The sequence below is a fragment of the Occallatibacter riparius genome (genome assembly GCF_025264625.1).
In the GTDB taxonomy this organism is placed as follows: domain Bacteria; phylum Acidobacteriota; class Terriglobia; order Terriglobales; family Acidobacteriaceae; genus Telmatobacter; species Telmatobacter riparius.
The window spans coordinates 550461-566471 of the sequence record NZ_CP093313.1; the positions used below are offsets into that span (position 1 = coordinate 550461).

Annotated in this window: 17 protein-coding genes; 12 read left to right on the top strand and 5 right to left on the bottom strand. The window is 61.6% G+C overall.

The window, feature by feature from the left end:
* The first annotated feature begins 8 nt into the window (after positions 1-8).
* Positions 9-1247 (top strand): alanine racemase, encoded by a 1239-nt coding sequence (alr, locus tag MOP44_RS02075; protein WP_260794237.1) that lies wholly within the window; start codon positions 9-11, stop codon positions 1245-1247.
* A gap of 6 nt (positions 1248-1253) precedes the next feature.
* Here the strand turns inward: alr and MOP44_RS02080 are convergent, their stop codons facing one another.
* The 4 genes from MOP44_RS02080 to MOP44_RS02095 form a co-directional block, all read right to left on the bottom strand.
* Positions 1254-1898, bottom strand: coding sequence for a cytidylate kinase-like family protein (locus MOP44_RS02080; RefSeq protein ID WP_260794238.1), 645 nt, complete (start codon positions 1896-1898; stop codon positions 1254-1256).
* Between the two features lie 213 nt (positions 1899-2111).
* Positions 2112-3614 (bottom strand): ATP-dependent protease ATPase subunit HslU, encoded by a 1503-nt coding sequence (gene hslU / locus MOP44_RS02085; protein ID WP_260794239.1) that lies wholly within the window; start codon positions 3612-3614, stop codon positions 2112-2114.
* Between the two features lie 54 nt (positions 3615-3668).
* On the bottom strand, positions 3669-4229 hold the full coding sequence (gene hslV, locus MOP44_RS02090) for an ATP-dependent protease subunit HslV (RefSeq protein WP_313901045.1): 561 nt from the start codon (positions 4227-4229) through the stop codon (positions 3669-3671).
* A gap of 145 nt (positions 4230-4374) precedes the next feature.
* Complete coding sequence (locus tag MOP44_RS02095) at positions 4375-5565, bottom strand: serine hydrolase (RefSeq protein WP_260794240.1); 1191 nt, start codon at positions 5563-5565, stop codon at positions 4375-4377.
* A 103-nt stretch (positions 5566-5668) separates the two neighbouring features.
* Between MOP44_RS02095 and MOP44_RS02100 the strand changes: the two genes are divergently transcribed.
* The 8 genes from MOP44_RS02100 to MOP44_RS02135 all read left to right on the top strand — a co-directional run bounded on the left by MOP44_RS02100 (position 5669) and on the right by MOP44_RS02135 (position 13067).
* On the top strand, positions 5669-6079 hold the full coding sequence (locus tag MOP44_RS02100; RefSeq protein WP_260794241.1) for a PadR family transcriptional regulator: 411 nt from the start codon (positions 5669-5671) through the stop codon (positions 6077-6079).
* Positions 6072-7502 (top strand): S41 family peptidase, encoded by a 1431-nt coding sequence (locus tag MOP44_RS02105; RefSeq protein ID WP_260794242.1) that lies wholly within the window; start codon positions 6072-6074, stop codon positions 7500-7502. The genes MOP44_RS02100 and MOP44_RS02105 overlap by 8 nt, the downstream gene beginning before the upstream one ends.
* 171 nt (positions 7503-7673) lie before the next feature.
* Entirely contained in the window at positions 7674-8153 is a 480-nt protein-coding gene (locus MOP44_RS02110) for a hypothetical protein (protein WP_260794243.1), read from the top strand.
* A gap of 100 nt (positions 8154-8253) precedes the next feature.
* Entirely contained in the window at positions 8254-9225 is a 972-nt protein-coding gene (locus MOP44_RS02115) for a cation diffusion facilitator family transporter (RefSeq protein WP_260794244.1), read from the top strand.
* Positions 9226-9289: 64 nt separating this feature from the next.
* Entirely contained in the window at positions 9290-9520 is a 231-nt protein-coding gene (locus tag MOP44_RS02120; RefSeq protein ID WP_260794245.1) for a hypothetical protein, read from the top strand.
* A gap of 222 nt (positions 9521-9742) precedes the next feature.
* Positions 9743-10945, top strand: coding sequence for an alanine transaminase (gene alaC / locus MOP44_RS02125; RefSeq protein WP_260794246.1), 1203 nt, complete (start codon positions 9743-9745; stop codon positions 10943-10945).
* Between the two features lie 169 nt (positions 10946-11114).
* Positions 11115-12098, top strand: a complete 984-nt coding sequence (locus MOP44_RS02130) for a catalase family peroxidase (RefSeq protein WP_260794247.1) — start codon at positions 11115-11117, stop codon at positions 12096-12098.
* Positions 12099-12281: 183 nt separating this feature from the next.
* A complete protein-coding gene (locus tag MOP44_RS02135) occupies positions 12282-13067 on the top strand; it encodes a hypothetical protein (protein WP_260794248.1) in 786 nt (261 codons plus the stop codon).
* A 679-nt stretch (positions 13068-13746) separates the two neighbouring features.
* Here MOP44_RS02135 and MOP44_RS02140 read toward each other — a convergent pair.
* Complete coding sequence (locus MOP44_RS02140) at positions 13747-14040, bottom strand: helix-turn-helix domain-containing protein (protein WP_260794249.1); 294 nt, start codon at positions 14038-14040, stop codon at positions 13747-13749.
* 171 nt (positions 14041-14211) lie between these two features.
* Here MOP44_RS02140 and MOP44_RS02145 point away from each other — a divergent pair, with 171 nt between their 5' ends.
* The 3 genes from MOP44_RS02145 to MOP44_RS27960 are packed head-to-tail and all read left to right on the top strand — an operon-like array spanning position 14212 to position 15949.
* Positions 14212-14913, top strand: a complete 702-nt coding sequence (locus MOP44_RS02145; protein WP_260794250.1) for a hypothetical protein — start codon at positions 14212-14214, stop codon at positions 14911-14913.
* Entirely contained in the window at positions 14910-15344 is a 435-nt protein-coding gene (locus MOP44_RS02150) for a hypothetical protein (RefSeq protein ID WP_260794251.1), read from the top strand. Before MOP44_RS02145 ends, MOP44_RS02150 begins: the two co-directional genes overlap by 4 nt.
* The gene (locus MOP44_RS27960; RefSeq protein ID WP_390905465.1) at positions 15323-15949 is read left to right on the top strand and encodes a nucleotidyltransferase domain-containing protein; all 627 of its coding nucleotides are present in this window, start codon (positions 15323-15325) and stop codon (positions 15947-15949) included. The genes MOP44_RS02150 and MOP44_RS27960 overlap by 22 nt, the downstream gene beginning before the upstream one ends.
* The last annotated feature ends 62 nt before the right edge of the window (positions 15950-16011 follow it).

Below are 16011 nucleotides of genomic sequence, written 5' to 3' on the forward strand. Positions count from 1 at the left end.
ACTGACTCTTGGACTCAGGTTTGGATTCAACGCTGAAAACACGCCCATGCAGGGTCGAGATTCGCACCCTCGCTCTCGAGGACAATTACCGGTTTCTGCGTGGCCTGGCCGGCCCCGATGCCGAGTGTCTTGCCATTGTGAAGGCTGACGCCTACGGTCACGGCCTGGCGCTGTGTGCGCCCGCAGCAGTACGAGCTGGCGCGCACTGGCTCGGTGTCACCAGCGTTGAGGAAGGCGTAGCCGCGCGCGCGGCTTGCCTGACAGCTCATCTCGACGCGCGCATTCTTATCATCGGTGGAGTCTTTCCGGGGCAGTGCTCCACAGTGCTGGAGCATTCGCTGACCCCGGTAGCCTGGGATGGCTGGCATTTCGATGAGCTGGAAACGGCAGCACGGGCCTCGGGAGCGGCGCCGCAATCGGTCGGAATACATCTCGAGATCGACACAGGCATGAGCCGGCAGGGGGTTGCGCTGCGAAATCTGCCCAGTCTGCTGGCCCGGTTTGGACCGGAGTCGCCCCTGCGGGTTGAGGCCGTAATGACGCATCTCTACGCCTCAGACGAGGCGCACGGCGAAACGACACCCGCGCAACTAGCGCGGCTCGAAGAAGCGCTTGCAGCGATCGAGTCACAACTGCCCGCCGGAGTTCCCAAGCCGGAATTTCTGAGCGTTGGAGCGTCGGCAGCTTTGCTGGGCGGAGATGGCCGCACACTCCGCGATCTTGCCGGGCGGCACAATCTAGTTCCGATGCTGCGACTCGGCCTCGCGCTCTACGGGCTGGCTCCGGCATTCGATCCGGACTTTCCGGCCGGCCATGCACCGGCAACACTCACCTCGGCTCGCGCCAGTCTGCAGCCGGTGCTGGAGTGGAAGACGCGCGTCGTCAGCGTACGGGAGATTCCTGCCGACACTGAAATCGGCTACAACGGCACCTTTGTGGCGACGGAGCCGATGCGACTGGCTTTGATCGCTCTGGGCTATGCGGATGGAATCGACCGGCGCCTTGGAAATCGCTTCAGCCTGCTGGTGCGCGGCCAGCGCGCGCCACTGGTGGGGCGCATCAGCATGGACCAGGCAGTGCTTGACGTGACGGAGATTGACGGTGTGGGGCCGGGACATGATGTGGTGATTCTTGGCGCACAAGGCGGCGAGGTCATTACCGCGTTCGATCATGCTGCGGCATCCGGCACCATCCCGTGGGAGATCTTCACGCGGATCGCCTCGCGCGTACGGCGCGTAGAAGTCTGATCTCCTTCAGCGGCCGACCGCCTCAACGGCATGCAGCCCCGTCGCGGCAAGGGCGGCCTCGATCATCGCATCAATGCCAATGCACGAGTTGAGCAGCATGTGGTAGTGCCCGCGCGCGCACCACTCCTGATTGTAATAGCGCTTGACCACAGCGGCGCGCCGCTTGTCAGCGGCGATAAGCTCCTCCTCGGCGCGGCCTGCGTGGTCCGGGAAACTCCGCTCGAACCACTCCTTCTTGGCGGCCATGGTGGCGTAGACAAACGCATGGAAGCATCCCGGCTTGCCGGCCAGCGCAATCGCCGAGCCACGGCCTACGATCACGCAATTGCCCTGTTTCTCGGCTTCCAGAATCTCCTTGTGAATGAGCGCATACAGCCGCTGGCAATCGAAGAACTGCTCATCGCAGGGGCCGGTCGTCGAGTACATCGAGTCCTGCCAGAAGACCTTGCCGTAGCGGTAGTACCAGGGATCGAGTCGCTCGTCGAACTTGGCAGCCTGAGCTGTGGGGACGCCGGCGGTACGGGCGGCTCCCGCTATGAGTTCAGCATCGAGCAGTTGCCAGCCTAGGCGCGCCGCAAGATCGTGTGCGAACTCGGCGCCGCGCGAGCCGTACTCTCGTTCGACTGTGATGACGCGGATGGGGCGCTTCATGAAGTGCCTCCTTTCGAAATCCCGCCAATGGAGCATACAACGAAATGAGGGATTCCGGGCAAGCCGAATGTCGGTCGTACCTGGGTGTGGTACGCTCCAACCCGTTTGGATGCAAGACGGCTGACCAGAGGGACAGCCTTTGGGCAATTGGAGGGACCACATGAAAAAGCCCGGCACTCGTCCAGGGCTTCCGACTATTCCTATTTCCTGTATTTACAGGATGTAGCGGCTGAGGTCCTGATCTTTCACGACCGAAGCGACCATCTGTTTCACGTAACCATCGGTGATTGTGAAGACTTTTTCCGGTCCTGAAGCCGTCATGCGCTCCTCATAGGGCAGAGGTGCGGAAGCCTCGGCATTGATCCCGTCGGCAATCACGCCCGGCCCCTGTGCGTCGGCGGCGCGCTTCACCACGTCGGGCGCGAGGAAGCTGACATCCTCCAGGACGCGCTCCATGATTGTGTGCAGGCGGCGGGCCCCAATGTTCTCCGTGCTCTCATTCACTTTGAACGCAAACTCAGCCATCTCGCGCAGCGCCTCAGGGAAGAACTCGAGCTTCACGCCTTCCGTCTCAAGCAGAGCCGAGTACTGCTTGGTCAGAGACGCTTTCGGCTCCGTGAGAATCCGCAGGAAATCATCGACTGTCAGGGACTGCAACTCGACGCGAATGGGGAAGCGGCCTTGCAATTCCGGGATCAGGTCGCTTGGCTTCGAAACATGGAACGCACCGGCGGCGATGAACAGGATGTGATCGGTGCGCACCATGCCGTAGCGAGTGTTAACCGTAGTCCCTTCCACAATGGGGAGGATGTCGCGCTGCACGCCTTCGCGCGAGACGTCGGGTCCGTGCCCGCCCTCGCGGCCGGCGATCTTGTCGATCTCGTCCAGGAAGATGATGCCGCTCGATTCCACGCGTTCCACGGCGGCGCGGTTCACGCTGTCCATGTCGATCAGGCGCCCTTCTTCTTCCTGCACCAGGTAATCGAACGCCTCGGCCACCTTCATCTTCCGTTTCTTCGGCGTCGAGCCAAAGATGTTCGGCAGCATGTCCTTGAGGTTCATCTCCATGTCCTCAAGGTTCTGGTTGCTGATGATGCCGAACTGCGGCATGTTGCTCGGCCGCACGTCGAGCTCGACCATGCGATCGTCCAGTTTGCCCTCGCGGAACTGCTGGCGGAGCTTTTCGCGCGAGCGCTGGTGAGAATCTGCCTCGGGTAGCTTGAGCTGGCCTTCCTGCCCTGAGGGCGTACCCGGCGGAGGCGGTAGCAGCAGGTCGAGCAGCCGCTCCTCGGCATTCATCTCCGCGCGGTCTTCCACCTCTTCCAGGCGCTCTTCGCGCACCATGTCGATGGAAATCTCCACCAGATCGCGGATCATCGACTCGACGTCGCGGCCCACGTAGCCCACCTCGGTAAACTTCGAGGCCTCCACCTTCAGGAAAGGCGAGTTGGTCAACTTGGCCAGCCTCCGCGCGATCTCGGTTTTGCCCACGCCGGTCGGCCCAATCATGATGATGTTCTTGGGCATGATGTCGTCGGCAAGGTCGGGCGGCAGCTTCTGGCGGCGCTGGCGGTTGCGCAGCGCGATAGCCACGGCGCGCTTGGCGGCCTTCTGCCCCACGACGTGCTTGTCGAGCTCGGCGACGATCTCGCGCGGCGTCAGCTCGTCGAGTGAGATGTCTTGTTCTTCAGCGGATGCGGGAAGATAGATTGCCATTCTTCTCTTTACTACTCCTGGCCGGCGCTCAATGCGGCTCCCAATTCGATCAGATTACTTCAGCTCTTCAAACGTCACATTGTTGTTCGTATAGATGCAGATGTCACCCGCGATCTTCATTGCCTTCTCGGCAATATCGTGGGCGCCCATTTCGGTGTTCTCCATCAGTGCGCGCGCCGCAGCCGTGGCATAACTACCGCCCGAACCGATAGCCGCCAGCGGTTCGTCGGGGTCAATTACGTCGCCCGAGCCGGAGATAAGAAATGTCTGGTTCTTGTCGGCCACCAGCAGCAGGGCCTCGAGATTGCGTAGCATCTTATCGGTGCGCCAGTCCTTGGCGAGTTCGACCGCGGCACGGTTCAGGTTCCCGGCGTACTGCTCGAGCTTGGCTTCAAACCGGGTAAACAGATTGAACGCGTCTGCTGTCGAGCCCGCGAATCCCGCGAGAATCTTCTCCTGATAGAGCCGGCGAATCTTGCGTGCTGAGTGCTTCAACACGTGGTCGCCTAGGGTGACCTGGCCGTCGGCAGCCATCACCACCTGGCCGTTACGTCGGACGCAAATGACCGTCGTCGAGCGGATGCGCCTTTTCGTCTCTGAACTCTTCGAACCCAACAGAAACCTCCGGAAAACGTGCGTCCGGCGAGTCAAGAAACTGCCCGAGTCGCAGATTCGAGTATACCGCCCCTGCGGGCACCTGCGGTGCGGCCAACGGCGCCTTCGGCGCTGGTCAGGGCCGATAGTCATTGAGCGGTGATTGTTACTGGGAGGACGATTTCGCCAGCGTATTGAGAATGCTCCCGTAGATCCCGAAGAACTTCGCCTGCTCGAGAGCCGCATCGTTGTTCCATGTGACTGCCACGCAATAATGCTTGCCGTTCTTGCCCATCAACGCGGTGGTCATGTTGAGCACGCCGCCCTCCGATCCGCCTTTGAACGCGACCTGCCGCCACTGCGCGCGATTGGCCAGGCCGGGGTTGATCTGGAACGCGGTGGCATCGGCTGCCTTTGCGGCCAACGAGCAAAGCTCCTCAGGCGTGAAAAACCATTCGATGTCCGTCGCGGTAGGGGCGTCGCTGAACTGGCTTGTCTCTGGCAGCGGCTGCATGTCGACCTCGGCCAGGAGGGCCCGGCGTTCGCTCTCATCGGCTTTGCGGTAGCGCTCCAGCAGGGCGGAGTTGCTCTTTGCCTTCAGCACGAATGCCTCGCGCGTGCTCAGGAAAGGCTTGTTACGTAGGGCGAGCTTCTCGGCCTGGTCGCGGCCCACAATCGAAAGCATCGCATCGGCGCCGGTGTTGTCGCTGATCGAAATCATCTCGTTTTCCAGCGTGGCCAGGGTCAACGGAGTGCCGTCGGGCCAGCCCTGCAGCACGCCCGAAGGCAGCGACTTCCACTCCTTCTTCAGCGCGAACGTCTGGTCCAGGCGTAGCTTGCCGGCCGCGGTCTGCTGCTGGGCCGCGGCCAGGATGGCCAGCTTGAATGCCGAGCCAACTGCCAGCGCATCCTCGGGATGCAGCGAGACCAGCGGCTTGCCCTCTTCCAGAACCAGCGCGGCGGATTTACCGGGCAGGGTGGAGATTTCCTTCATCGCGTCTTCGAGGCTGACCGGCTTCGAAGGTGAAGGCGCGCCGAACCACAGGCCGTCGATGCGGCCCTCGGCGTCAAGATGAATTTTAGCCGGAGCGGTCCCCTTCTCCATCACCAGGGTAAAGCCGTCAGATGTCGCATCGGCGCGCTGAAACGCCCCTAACGTGCCGGTGTATTGCTTGACGATGGCATCGACCTGGGCAGGCTGGATCTGCGCCAGGAACACCGGCGCAAACCACGCCGCCTGGGCTGGGGTTTGCTGCAGCACGCGAGCCAGAACCTGCTGAGGAGTGATCGAGGTCTGGGCGACGCCCAGCGAGACATAGAACAGCACAAGCGCAATAGCGCTCAAGAACTTACGCATGAAAACACCTCGGCATGGATTCGGTTACGCATTATAGGCCCGCTCAACCTCACGATCTTGTGAGGGCCAACGCATCGTTCAGGGGCCTTTGAGGAAATACTTCTTGACGCGCCAGGCAATCGGAGGTACTGTCGTTCATCGATATATCGAAGATCGAGTACAAATCATCCCCAAACGCAAGCTCGACCCGCTCCCTTCCGCCGCCTTTCAGATCCTGCTCTCGCTGGCTGCCGACGACCTGCACGGCTACGGCATCATGCGCCAGGTGGCGGAGCAGACCGGCGGACGCATGCGCCTGGGGCCGGGCACGCTCTACAGTTCCATCCAGACGCTGCTCGAAGAGGGGCTAATCGAAGAGACTGATGGTCCGGAAGATCCGTCCGACGCCCGTCGCCGCCGGCACTATCGCCTGACCGCCGGCGGGCGTAAACTGGCCCGGTCTGAGGCCGACCGCCTGGCCGATCTGCTGCGGGTGGCCCGCGCACGCAAGATCTTCAAGGGGGATTATGTCTGAGAAGATCTATTCCCTTCTGTTCCGGCTGTTTCCAGCGCGGTTCCGCGCGCGGTGGCAAGAGGAGGCGCTCGAACTCTTTCGCGATCGCGCGGGTTACGAGCGCGGAGTCGGACCACGGCTGCGGATGTGGTTCGACATCCTTTGCGATTTTGCCGTCTCGCTGCCACTGGCCTACATGCGTGAGCACGAGGCTCTGGATCGGGCCCCCGTCGCCGCGCGCCCGGCAGGCCCGTCCTTCACCATGCTCGACGAGAAGCCCATCCGCTCCAGCGCCTACCTCTACGGCACTCTGCTTTCGCTGGCCATCCTCGCTGGAATCGGCTTCATGGCCAAACATGCCGGCCACTTCCCCATTCGCGCCGATGCTGACAGCAGCGGTATCACCATCGATCCCTGGGCCACGGGAGCCGGGGGCGATGGGGACGGCGGTTCGACCTTGGTTCTCGGCAACGGGGAAGGCACTACGCACGTCACGAACCCCAGCACGGTGCGGCCGATAAGCAAGGTGGTGCACGTTGCAGATCCGGCAAAAGTGCCGTTTTTCGACGCTGCGGAAAAGCATCGCGTTCTAGTAGGCGTGGCGGCTGTTCTCAAGCAGCGCTATCCCGATGCGGCTGCGGCGCAGCGCCTGGGCAAGTCTCTGCTCGGTGCGGAAAGCACCCTTGCCCGCACCAACGATCCTGATGCATTCGCAGCGGCAGTAACTCGCCAGTTGCGCGCTGACAGCAGGGATATGCACTTCGAGGTAGCGTACCTGCGCGAAGCGGCGCCTGCCGGTGCGACACCCACAGTCAACGACGCGGCCTACAGCGCGTCGATGCGCGCGGCCAACTGCATGATGGCGCCGTCCATCCTGCCGCACAAGATTGGCTACCTGAAGCTCGACTGGTTCCCTGATCCCCGCGTGTGCGGCGAGTCGCTGACATCCGCCATGAAGACGCTAAGCCGTGCGGACGGCCTGATCATCGATCTGCGCGAGAACTCGGGCGGCTCGCCGGAGATGGTGAAATTCCTGGCCGGCTGGCTCTTTGACCGGCCCACGTTTGTCTGGAATCCGCGGGAGAACTCGGCTGCCGGCATGTGGACCCACTCGCCCATGGCCGAGAGCGGCCTGGCCGGTAAGCCTGTGTGGGTGCTCACGTCGCACCAGACGTACTCCGCCGCAGAGGAATTCGCGTACAACCTGAAGATGTTGCATCGCGCCACGCTAGTTGGTGAGACCACCGCCGGCGCCACCGACGTGGGCATATTCCATCACATCGACGATCATTTCGGCATCGGCTTGCGTGAGAGCAAGGTCCCGAACCCCTACTCGTCGCCGGACTGGGCGGTGCATGGCGTCGATCCGGATATCCGCGTTGCTGCGGATCAGGCGCTGGAGACAGTCCAGAGGCTGGCATCCACGAACCTAGCCCGCCGGTGATCGCAACCTGCCCTTGTCGCCCTCGCCAGCCAGAAAGGCGATTTCCGCTTTCGTGTCGACCGGTGCGGTGTTTTCATTCCGGGAGCGCGCCGCGCCCTCCGTACCGCGGATCGAGTGGAACCTGAGCTATGCTTGAGTCGGGTCCTCCGCCGCGCGGAGTGCCGCGTAGCAATGAACCTTAACGCCGTCAAAATCTGGGAGATCGCCGGGGGAGTGGTCCTGCTCACCGGGGCTGCCGCCGTGGGTACCTGGCTGCTCCGCCGCAAGCGTCCCACCCCCGCCGAAATCGAGCTAGGACGACGCCAGTTCCTCACCCAGAGCGGCCGCATCGTCGACGGCACCCTGCTCGACGTGGCCGAAGTGCCCGGAGAAGACGGCAATCCCCTCACAATGCTCATGTACGAGTACCGCATCGGCGGCGTCGACTATGAGGCATCACAGGACATCACGCTCATGGGCGACGTCGTCACGGTGGCTCATGTGCGCTCCGGATTCCCCTGCTCGGTGCGCTACCAGCCTGGCAACCCGGAGAACAGCATCGTGGTCGCCGAGGGGTGGTCAGGCCTGCGCAAGACCGTGCCACTGATGACCGTTTGGGACGACCGACAGCGGGGCAACTCCGCGCGACTTCACACCGAGACGAGCGAATAGGCCGGTCACCTTTCGGACGGAATTCAGTTAAGCCTCTGACCAGCAGAGGCTTGCAAAAGCAATGCTGGCAGGCAAACTCCGCCCCCGGTACACTGGATGCATGCATGTCCATGCCGCGCCCGCTTCCTCTGCATCCGGCCCCGGCGCCAAAAGGACACAAGCCGTACTCCAGGTCTCGCTGGTCGCAACCGCCCTCTATGTTGCGGTAACGTTTATCGCGGGGCTGCGCGCCCACTCCCTGGCGCTGCTTTCTGAGGCCGGGCACAACGTCAGCGACTTTCTCGCGCTGCTGCTCAGCTTTGCAGCCGTCCATTTCCAGACGCGCCCCGCCGATCCCGTTCGCACCTTCGGCTATCAGCGCGCGGGGGTTCTGGCCGCCTTCATCAACGCGGGCAGCCTGATGGTCATCTCCGTCTGGATCGGGCTCGAGGCCGTTCACCGGCTCTATGCACCTGTGGCTGTGCATCCCCGTACCATGATGTACGTGGCCGCCGCCGGAGTGCTGATGAACGGCGTCATCGCCGCGCTGCTGTGGGGCGTGGCGCGCGACGTCAACATGCGCTCGGCCTTCCTGCACATGGCGGGCGACACGCTCTCGACCGCCGCAGTCATCATTGGAGGCGCAGCCATCCTCTTCACCGGCCAGAACTGGATCGATCCGGTTCTCTCGCTGGTGATCGCCGCGCTGATTCTGTGGTCCTCCTGGGGCATCGTCCGCGAAACACTGAACATCCTCCTCGAAGGCACCCCGCGCGGTGTTGACCTCAACCAGATCCGCGGCGACATGGCCGCCATCTCCGGCGTGCTGAATGTCCACGACCTGCACATCTGGTCGCTGGGCTCGCAGTCACGCGCTATGGCCTGCCACGTCACCATCGCTGACATTCCGCCGTCGGAGAGCGCCGGGATCCTTGAGAAGCTCAATCACGTGCTCCGCGACCACCACAACATCTGCCACACCACCATCCAGTTCGAGCACGAAAACTGTCCGGAACTGCACGGCTGCGTAGTGCCCATCGAAGAGATGTCCAGCGAGCCCGCCCATCATCACCATCATGGGCATGCGCATTGATCTGAACAAGTGGTCAGGTGATCAAGGGTTCAGCAATCGTCAATTCCGCGCTATACTTCCGCTCATGACCCCCCTGAATAGCCATGATGATCGGTTGTCTCTTTTCAGAGCCATCGGCTACACGGCGGTCTACGCATCCCTGATGTTCTTTGGTTTCCTGCAACTGAATTCCGCTCTGCAGACCCCCGACTCCTACTTCCTCTTTTCCGGTCCACTCATTCTGACCGTCGGCGTTATCGGCGTCTTCAGTGGACTGAGACAGGTGCGCCCCGTCGACCACCGCAACGGCCGGTGATGCCGTTGCTATAATCCCTTCATGCACCCGTACACCATCTCCGCGCATCTCCTCACCGCCCGCGCGGCGCGTGCTGCGGCGTAAGCCGCCCAAGACTCCGCAACACCTCATCTCCCAATTCAGCCCAAGCGTTACACAGCAGGAACTTCCGCGCCTGCTGCCTCGAACGCCCGCGCCGACCCAACCGCAACTCACTTACACTGGAAAGAACCGGAGTCAGCCATGGAAGAGTTCAGCCGTATTCAGCGCCTGCCCCCTTACGTCTTCAACATCACCGGCGAGATGAAGATCTCCGCCCGCCGCCGCGGTGAAGACATCATCGACTTCGGCATGGGCAATCCCGATGGGGCCACGCCCAAGCACATCGTGGACAAGATGATTGAGGCCGCGCAGAAGCCGGTGACGCACCGCTACTCCGTCTCCAAGGGACTGCCGCGTCTGCGCCGCGCCATATGCAACTGGTATGCATCGCGCTACGGCGTTGAGCTTGATGCGGACCGCGAAGCCATTGTCACCATCGGCTCCAAGGAAGGCATTGCCCACCTCTGCCTCGCCATCCTCGACTCGCGCGACACCGTCCTCGTACCCAATCCGTCGTATCCCATCCATATCTATGGGCCGGTTATCGCCGGAGCTCACGTGGTCAGCGTGCCCATCGTGAACCACGAGGCGTTCCTTTCCGAGCTTGAAGACCTGATCCCGCGCATGACGCCGCGCCCCAAGGCGCTGATCGTCAACTTCCCCTCGAACCCGACGACGCAATGCGTGGAGCTGCCCTTCCTCGCCCGCCTGGTTGAGCTCGCCCGCCAGTACGGCTTCCATCTCATCCACGATCTCGCCTACGCCGACATCGCCTTCGACGGCTACAAGCCACCCAGCGTGCTCCAGGTGCCGGGCGCCAAGGATGTCGCGGTTGAGTTCTTTACGCTTTCTAAGAGCTACAACATGCCGGGATGGCGCGTGGGATTCATGGTCGGCAACCCGGTGCTGGTCAACGCGCTCGGCCGCCTCAAGAGCTACTTCGACTACGGCACCTTCACGCCCATCCAGGTGGCTAGCATCCTTGCGCTTGAGGGCCCGCAGGACTGCGTTCGCGAGATCTGCGGCACTTATCAGAAGCGCCGCGACGTGCTCGTCGAAGGTCTGAATAAGTTGGGATGGCAGGTCCCCATGCCCAAGGCGACCATGTTTGTGTGGGCGCAGATCCCCGAGAAGTACCGCCACCTCGGCTCACTGGAGTTCTCGAAGCTGCTGCTCACCGAGGCGAAGGTAGCAGTAAGCCCAGGCATCGGCTTCGGCGACTACGGCGACACCCACGTTCGCTTCAGCCTCATCGAGAACGAAGAGCGCACTCGCCAGGCGCTGCGCGGTATCAAGCAGATGTTCGCGAAGAGTCAGAAGGAAGCGACGGTCGGAGCGGTTTAGCGTCCGGGCCGCCTCTGCAATCAGCTCGGGCGCCGGAACGCGTAAGATGATGGAACAGTCGGATTCCCCCTGACGCTTTCTCCCTCGCTCGACCGGGCCCTTCCACCCTCCTACCGCATTGTCTTCGCAGATCAGTGACAGCACTTGCTTGCCCGAAAGGAGCTCCTCCATGCCTCTCCCCAATGATGAGCGTCTCGTCGCTCTGGCCAACGATATTCTCCTGCAATTCGATCAACTGTTCGGTGTGCATCCCGGCTACCGCCCCGCTCACGCCAAGGGACTCATGCTCATCGGCACCTTCACGCCCGCGACCCAGGCCCGCTCTCTGACGATGGCGCCGCACATCCTGAGCGCCTCGACAGCCGTCACGGCGCGATTTTCGAACTCCACCGGCCTTCCCGAAATCCCCGACAGCGCCCCGGAGTCGAACCCGCGCGGCCTCGCCATTCGCTTCAATCTCGCCGAGCACGTGCACACCGATATCGTGAGCCACTCCACCAACGGCTTCCCGGCGCGCAATGGAGAGGAATTCCTCGGACTTTTGCGGGCAATCGCCGCCAGCGGTTCCGAAGTACCGTCGCCCAAGCCGATCGAGCAGTTCCTGGGGTCTCACCCGGCCGCGCTCGCCTTCGTGCAGGCGCCCAAGCCGTTTCCCTCCAGCCTGGCAAGCGACACCTACTTCGCCCCTAGTGCGTACTCCTTTACCAATGATGGGGGTGAGACGCGCTTCGGCCGCTATCGAATCGTGCCGGAAGAAGGCAATGACTACCTCAGCGACTCGGAAGTGATTGGGCTTGCCGCTAACTACCACTATGACGAGCTTGCGGAACGCGTCACGATCCAGCCCATCCGCTTCCACATTCGTGTGCAGCTGGCCAAGCCTGGTGATATCACGGACGACGTCACCGTGCACTGGCCCGAGGATCGCGAACTGGTCGACTTCGGCACAATCGAGCTGACCGAAGTTGTGCCCGATTCTGTAGTGCAGCAGAAGCACATTATTTTCGATCCCATTCCGCGGGTTGAGGGCATTGCAAACTCAGCCGATCCACTCCTCGAGTTGCGGGCCGCCATCTATCTCGTGAGTGGCCGCCGCCGCCGCGCCGCCCGTGTGCAGGAGCAGGAATCGGAACTCACCGCCGGGGCCGTGTAGTCACTGGGAGCTCAAGGTTCGGGCCCCGGAAGGGGACCCGAACCGCGAGGCGCCTCACCTGACTGTGAAATTAACTTCCGCTTGACATTCGCAACCCCGCAAGCGACCCTCATACATCCCCGCAACTGCTATCCCCGCTGACGCGCCGGGAAATCTCCTTTATGGCAACTCTGGAGGTCCCCTTTGGCTACTGCGTCCGCCCTCTCTCAACCTGGAACTACTCTGCACACGCGTGGCACGTGGAGCGCGCGCGACGACCGCACGGCCTCAGCCGTGTATCTGGGCGTTCTGTGGGTAGGCATGATCGCCGGCTTCGGAGTCGACTTTCCACGCTATCTGCGCGAGAACCCCGCGGCGCCCATGATCGTGCACATTCATGGAGCCATTTACTCCGTCTGGATGCTGCTCCTCACGGTGCAGGTTCTGCTGGTGGTCCGCGATCGCGTGGCTCTGCATCGAAGGCTGGGCTGGCTGCTTGCAGGGTGGGCCTGCCTGATGGGAGTCATGGGGCCGGTAGCCATCATGGTCTCCCAGGCAGCCAACATGCGCGGCGGTCCAGTCTACGATCCGCCGTTTCTGTGCGTCGCCTTCAACAATGTCCTCTGCTTTCTGATCCTGCTCGCCTGCGGCATTGCGCTCAGAAAGAATCCGGCAGCCCACCGGCGGCTGATGATCCTGTCGAGCGTGTCGCTTGCCGATCCGGGCTTCGCCCGCTTCTCTGGCTGGATCTGGCCGCAGGAGCCCGCCTCGATCCCGGTGTGGTTCGTCTACACGTTCTATGGGAATGTGCTGCTGATCGCACTGATGACCGCCTGGGACTGGTATCGCGGGCGGCTGATGCGCCAGTTCGTGATCGGCGCCTCAGCGCTGCTGGCAGCCGAGTTCACGGCGACGGTGCTCTACTTCTGGGGACCGTGGAGAGCCTTGAGCGCCAGTTGGGTGGCAGGGTGGGCCAGGCATTTCGGCTGAGCCGAGGCGAGGGCAGAATTGGAGTTGCCGGCTCCGTAATTCCGGTATCTTGTTGAATCTAAATAGAACGGTGGGGGGAGGGGGTGGGGTATCTGCCCCCGCTTCTCGCGCCGTCGTTGGCTGCACCGGCGGAGGGGGGTGGCACGTCCTGGCTGTCTGGCCCCCGCGGACATGCCTTAACCGGTACCCGGAAACTTCTTGCCCTCACACCGCGCCAGGGGGGAGGGGGTACCCCTTCCGGATGGATTCGGGGCCCGATTCGGTCGCCCCCGGGGGGGGGGGGAGGGGGTACCCACTCCAGTCCCGACGGGGGGCGTGGTGCTTGCATCGTCGGCTACCCGGGGGGGTGGGGGTACTCGCCCCCGGTCCCGTGCCTGATGGCATTGCTGGCGCAGAACGTTTGACCCTGCCCTTGAAGACACAACTTCCCTTGCCCGATGCCGGGCTTACCTTCAGCATGGCGCAGCGGAGTGGAGAACGATGTGCCGGCGGTCACGGTTGGGTGTGATGTCGGTGGGGGACGGGCGGGGGGGGTGGTTCGGGGTCCGGGCTTCCGCCGGTCTTAGCTTCCGATTTGCTGATTAGCTCGGAACCTACCAGGTGCAAGCATCTCTCCCCGGTCCCCAGAAGCGAGGGACCGGGCACCCGGCACCCGGGGGTGGGGGGTCGTGCCCAAGGATCAGGCTGCGTCTTCTACCTTGACCGTTACCTTGCGGCCGAGGGCGGAAGCCATATTGACCAGAGCATCGAGGGAGAAGCGGGCGATTCGGCCACGCAGGAGATCGTTCATGCGGGGCTGCGTTACGGCGCAGCGCTCGGCGGCTTCGGCCTGGGTCCAGCCGGCCTTCTCCACGATGGCTGCGATCTGGCGCATCAACGCCGAGCGCAGGCGCAGATTTGCTGCTTCCTCCGGCGTATCGGCAAGCGCGTCCCAGACGCTGGAGAATGTCGCGATTTGCGCCTTCTTCTTCATAGCTTCATGCGAGATGATTATATCCGATTGGATATAGAAAGCTTCGATGGGAAGGTGTATGGCCGAACGCGGCGGAATCCCGAGGAATTGGATTCGTTGCGAGCGAGCGGCCCAAGAGCTATATTGTTGTTGCTAATTCACACAGCGAAACGCTTCGATCGGGAGGTCTGCTTGAGCGAAGGTGTGACCAAGGACGCCCCCCTCCCAGACGAGTCAAGCTCTCTCCTCGATGAGTACAAGATACTTCAAGACAAGATCGACAAGATCGGCGGGTTTAGGGTCACTATCAAAGGATGGTCGGTAACGGCGACCGTCGCAGCTCTTATCGCAATTACTACAGGCAAAGGCTTTTCTCCAATCGTCAGTGCGTTTGGCCTGGACGCCTTGTTGGCGTGGTTCTTTTGGTTTGAACGTGAGCAAGTCAGCCGGGGCTGGAAATTCAACGCTCGTGCGAGGAGCATCGAAATACAGATCGAAAAGCGGCAAAGGGCCGCCGGAAAGCGCGTCACATTCTCGAGTCCGAACATCGCTAGGGCACTTTTTGGGGGCAAGAAGCGCAGGGAATTGATTTCTCACGAATTCGAAAATCGTCATCTTGAGAGTTCACGTTTCGCTGTAAACGAGCAGTTCAGGCTGGCCGTCAAGTCCGATTTGCTCTTTTATGTGACACTGTGTCTTGCTGCGTGGCTTCCAATTTGGTTTGGCGGAACGCCGGCTTCAACAGCTCCCCCGATCGTTATCCATGACACCATTCAGGTCCCCGCGCAGACTAGCTCCCAATCAGGACAGCCCGCCACTGGTGGTATCTCCAACCCCGCAAGTGATGTTCAAAGTCATCCTAAAGCGCGGCACGCGAGTCGAGGTTCGAGGTGAGCAAAATCAGGAAACGGCCGACGATCCGACTCGTCGATACCCTCATCGAGGAGTTGGAAGGCATCAGGGATTTGCTTCCCACCGTCTACATGGAAGACGAAGAGGAAGATGATGAGGGCGAAGGCGGGCCCATCAAGGCCGCTGGCAAGATTGACTCGGAGGAGATTGAGGTCGCTCTGAGCGCACTCGTTTCGTCCATTAGTGAGAAACTAGACTTGCGAGTTGAGCCCTCATCCTTTTCCGACCTGCTGGAAGCGCTCTTCTCTCCCGAAGATGACCTCGTAAGTCTTGCAGTCAATCTCGAAGACGCGATCAACGGGTATTTCGGAGAGCTATTCGGGGAGAACCTAGATCTGGCAGACACATATTTCGGGGACTTGATTGCGCTTCTAAAGGAGAGGAGGGAGAAATGGAAACGCCCCAAGCCTTAGAGACTCCGCTGCGGCAACGCGTCAAAAATCTCCCGCCAGAGATCAAGCGGCGTTTGAGATCATCCAGCCAGATAGTCATCTTTGGTTCGTATGCATCTGGCGTCCAGACTCGACACTCGGACATGGACGTCTTCTGTGTTGGCGAACCCAAAACACACTTCAAGACGCCAACAATTGAGGTCCTAATTCTGCCTGAATACGATGTCTACTCGGACTTGTGGCTTGGCAGCGAACTCGCGAATCACATCAGCCACTATGGTGTTCCCTTGGGGCCGAGGCCACACTGGTTCGACCTCGCGAACATAAGCCACGAAGCCGTTGAGCGAAAGGAACGGCGAATCGACGCATACGTCCGCTCGTTGGAGCGACATTGGGATGAGCTTAGCTTTCAAGCAAGATCTCGGTACGAGATCAAGATCAGGCGCGAGCTCCAGCGGTTGCAGTTGCTGCAGAAGGGCGAACCAGTGATGCCTACTCCGATCCTCGACAGAGCTCTCGAATCGACAGCGCAAATTGACGCAATCGTCTCGTCTTGTGCTTCACCTTCTCTACTGCAGAGAATATCGAAGCTCTTTTGGAGTCGATCGGCGACATTTGCGCGCTAGTGAGAGTATGAATTCCGTCTCACACTGTAGGGCTCTCGGCAGTGCCTTCAGGAACTGAGGTC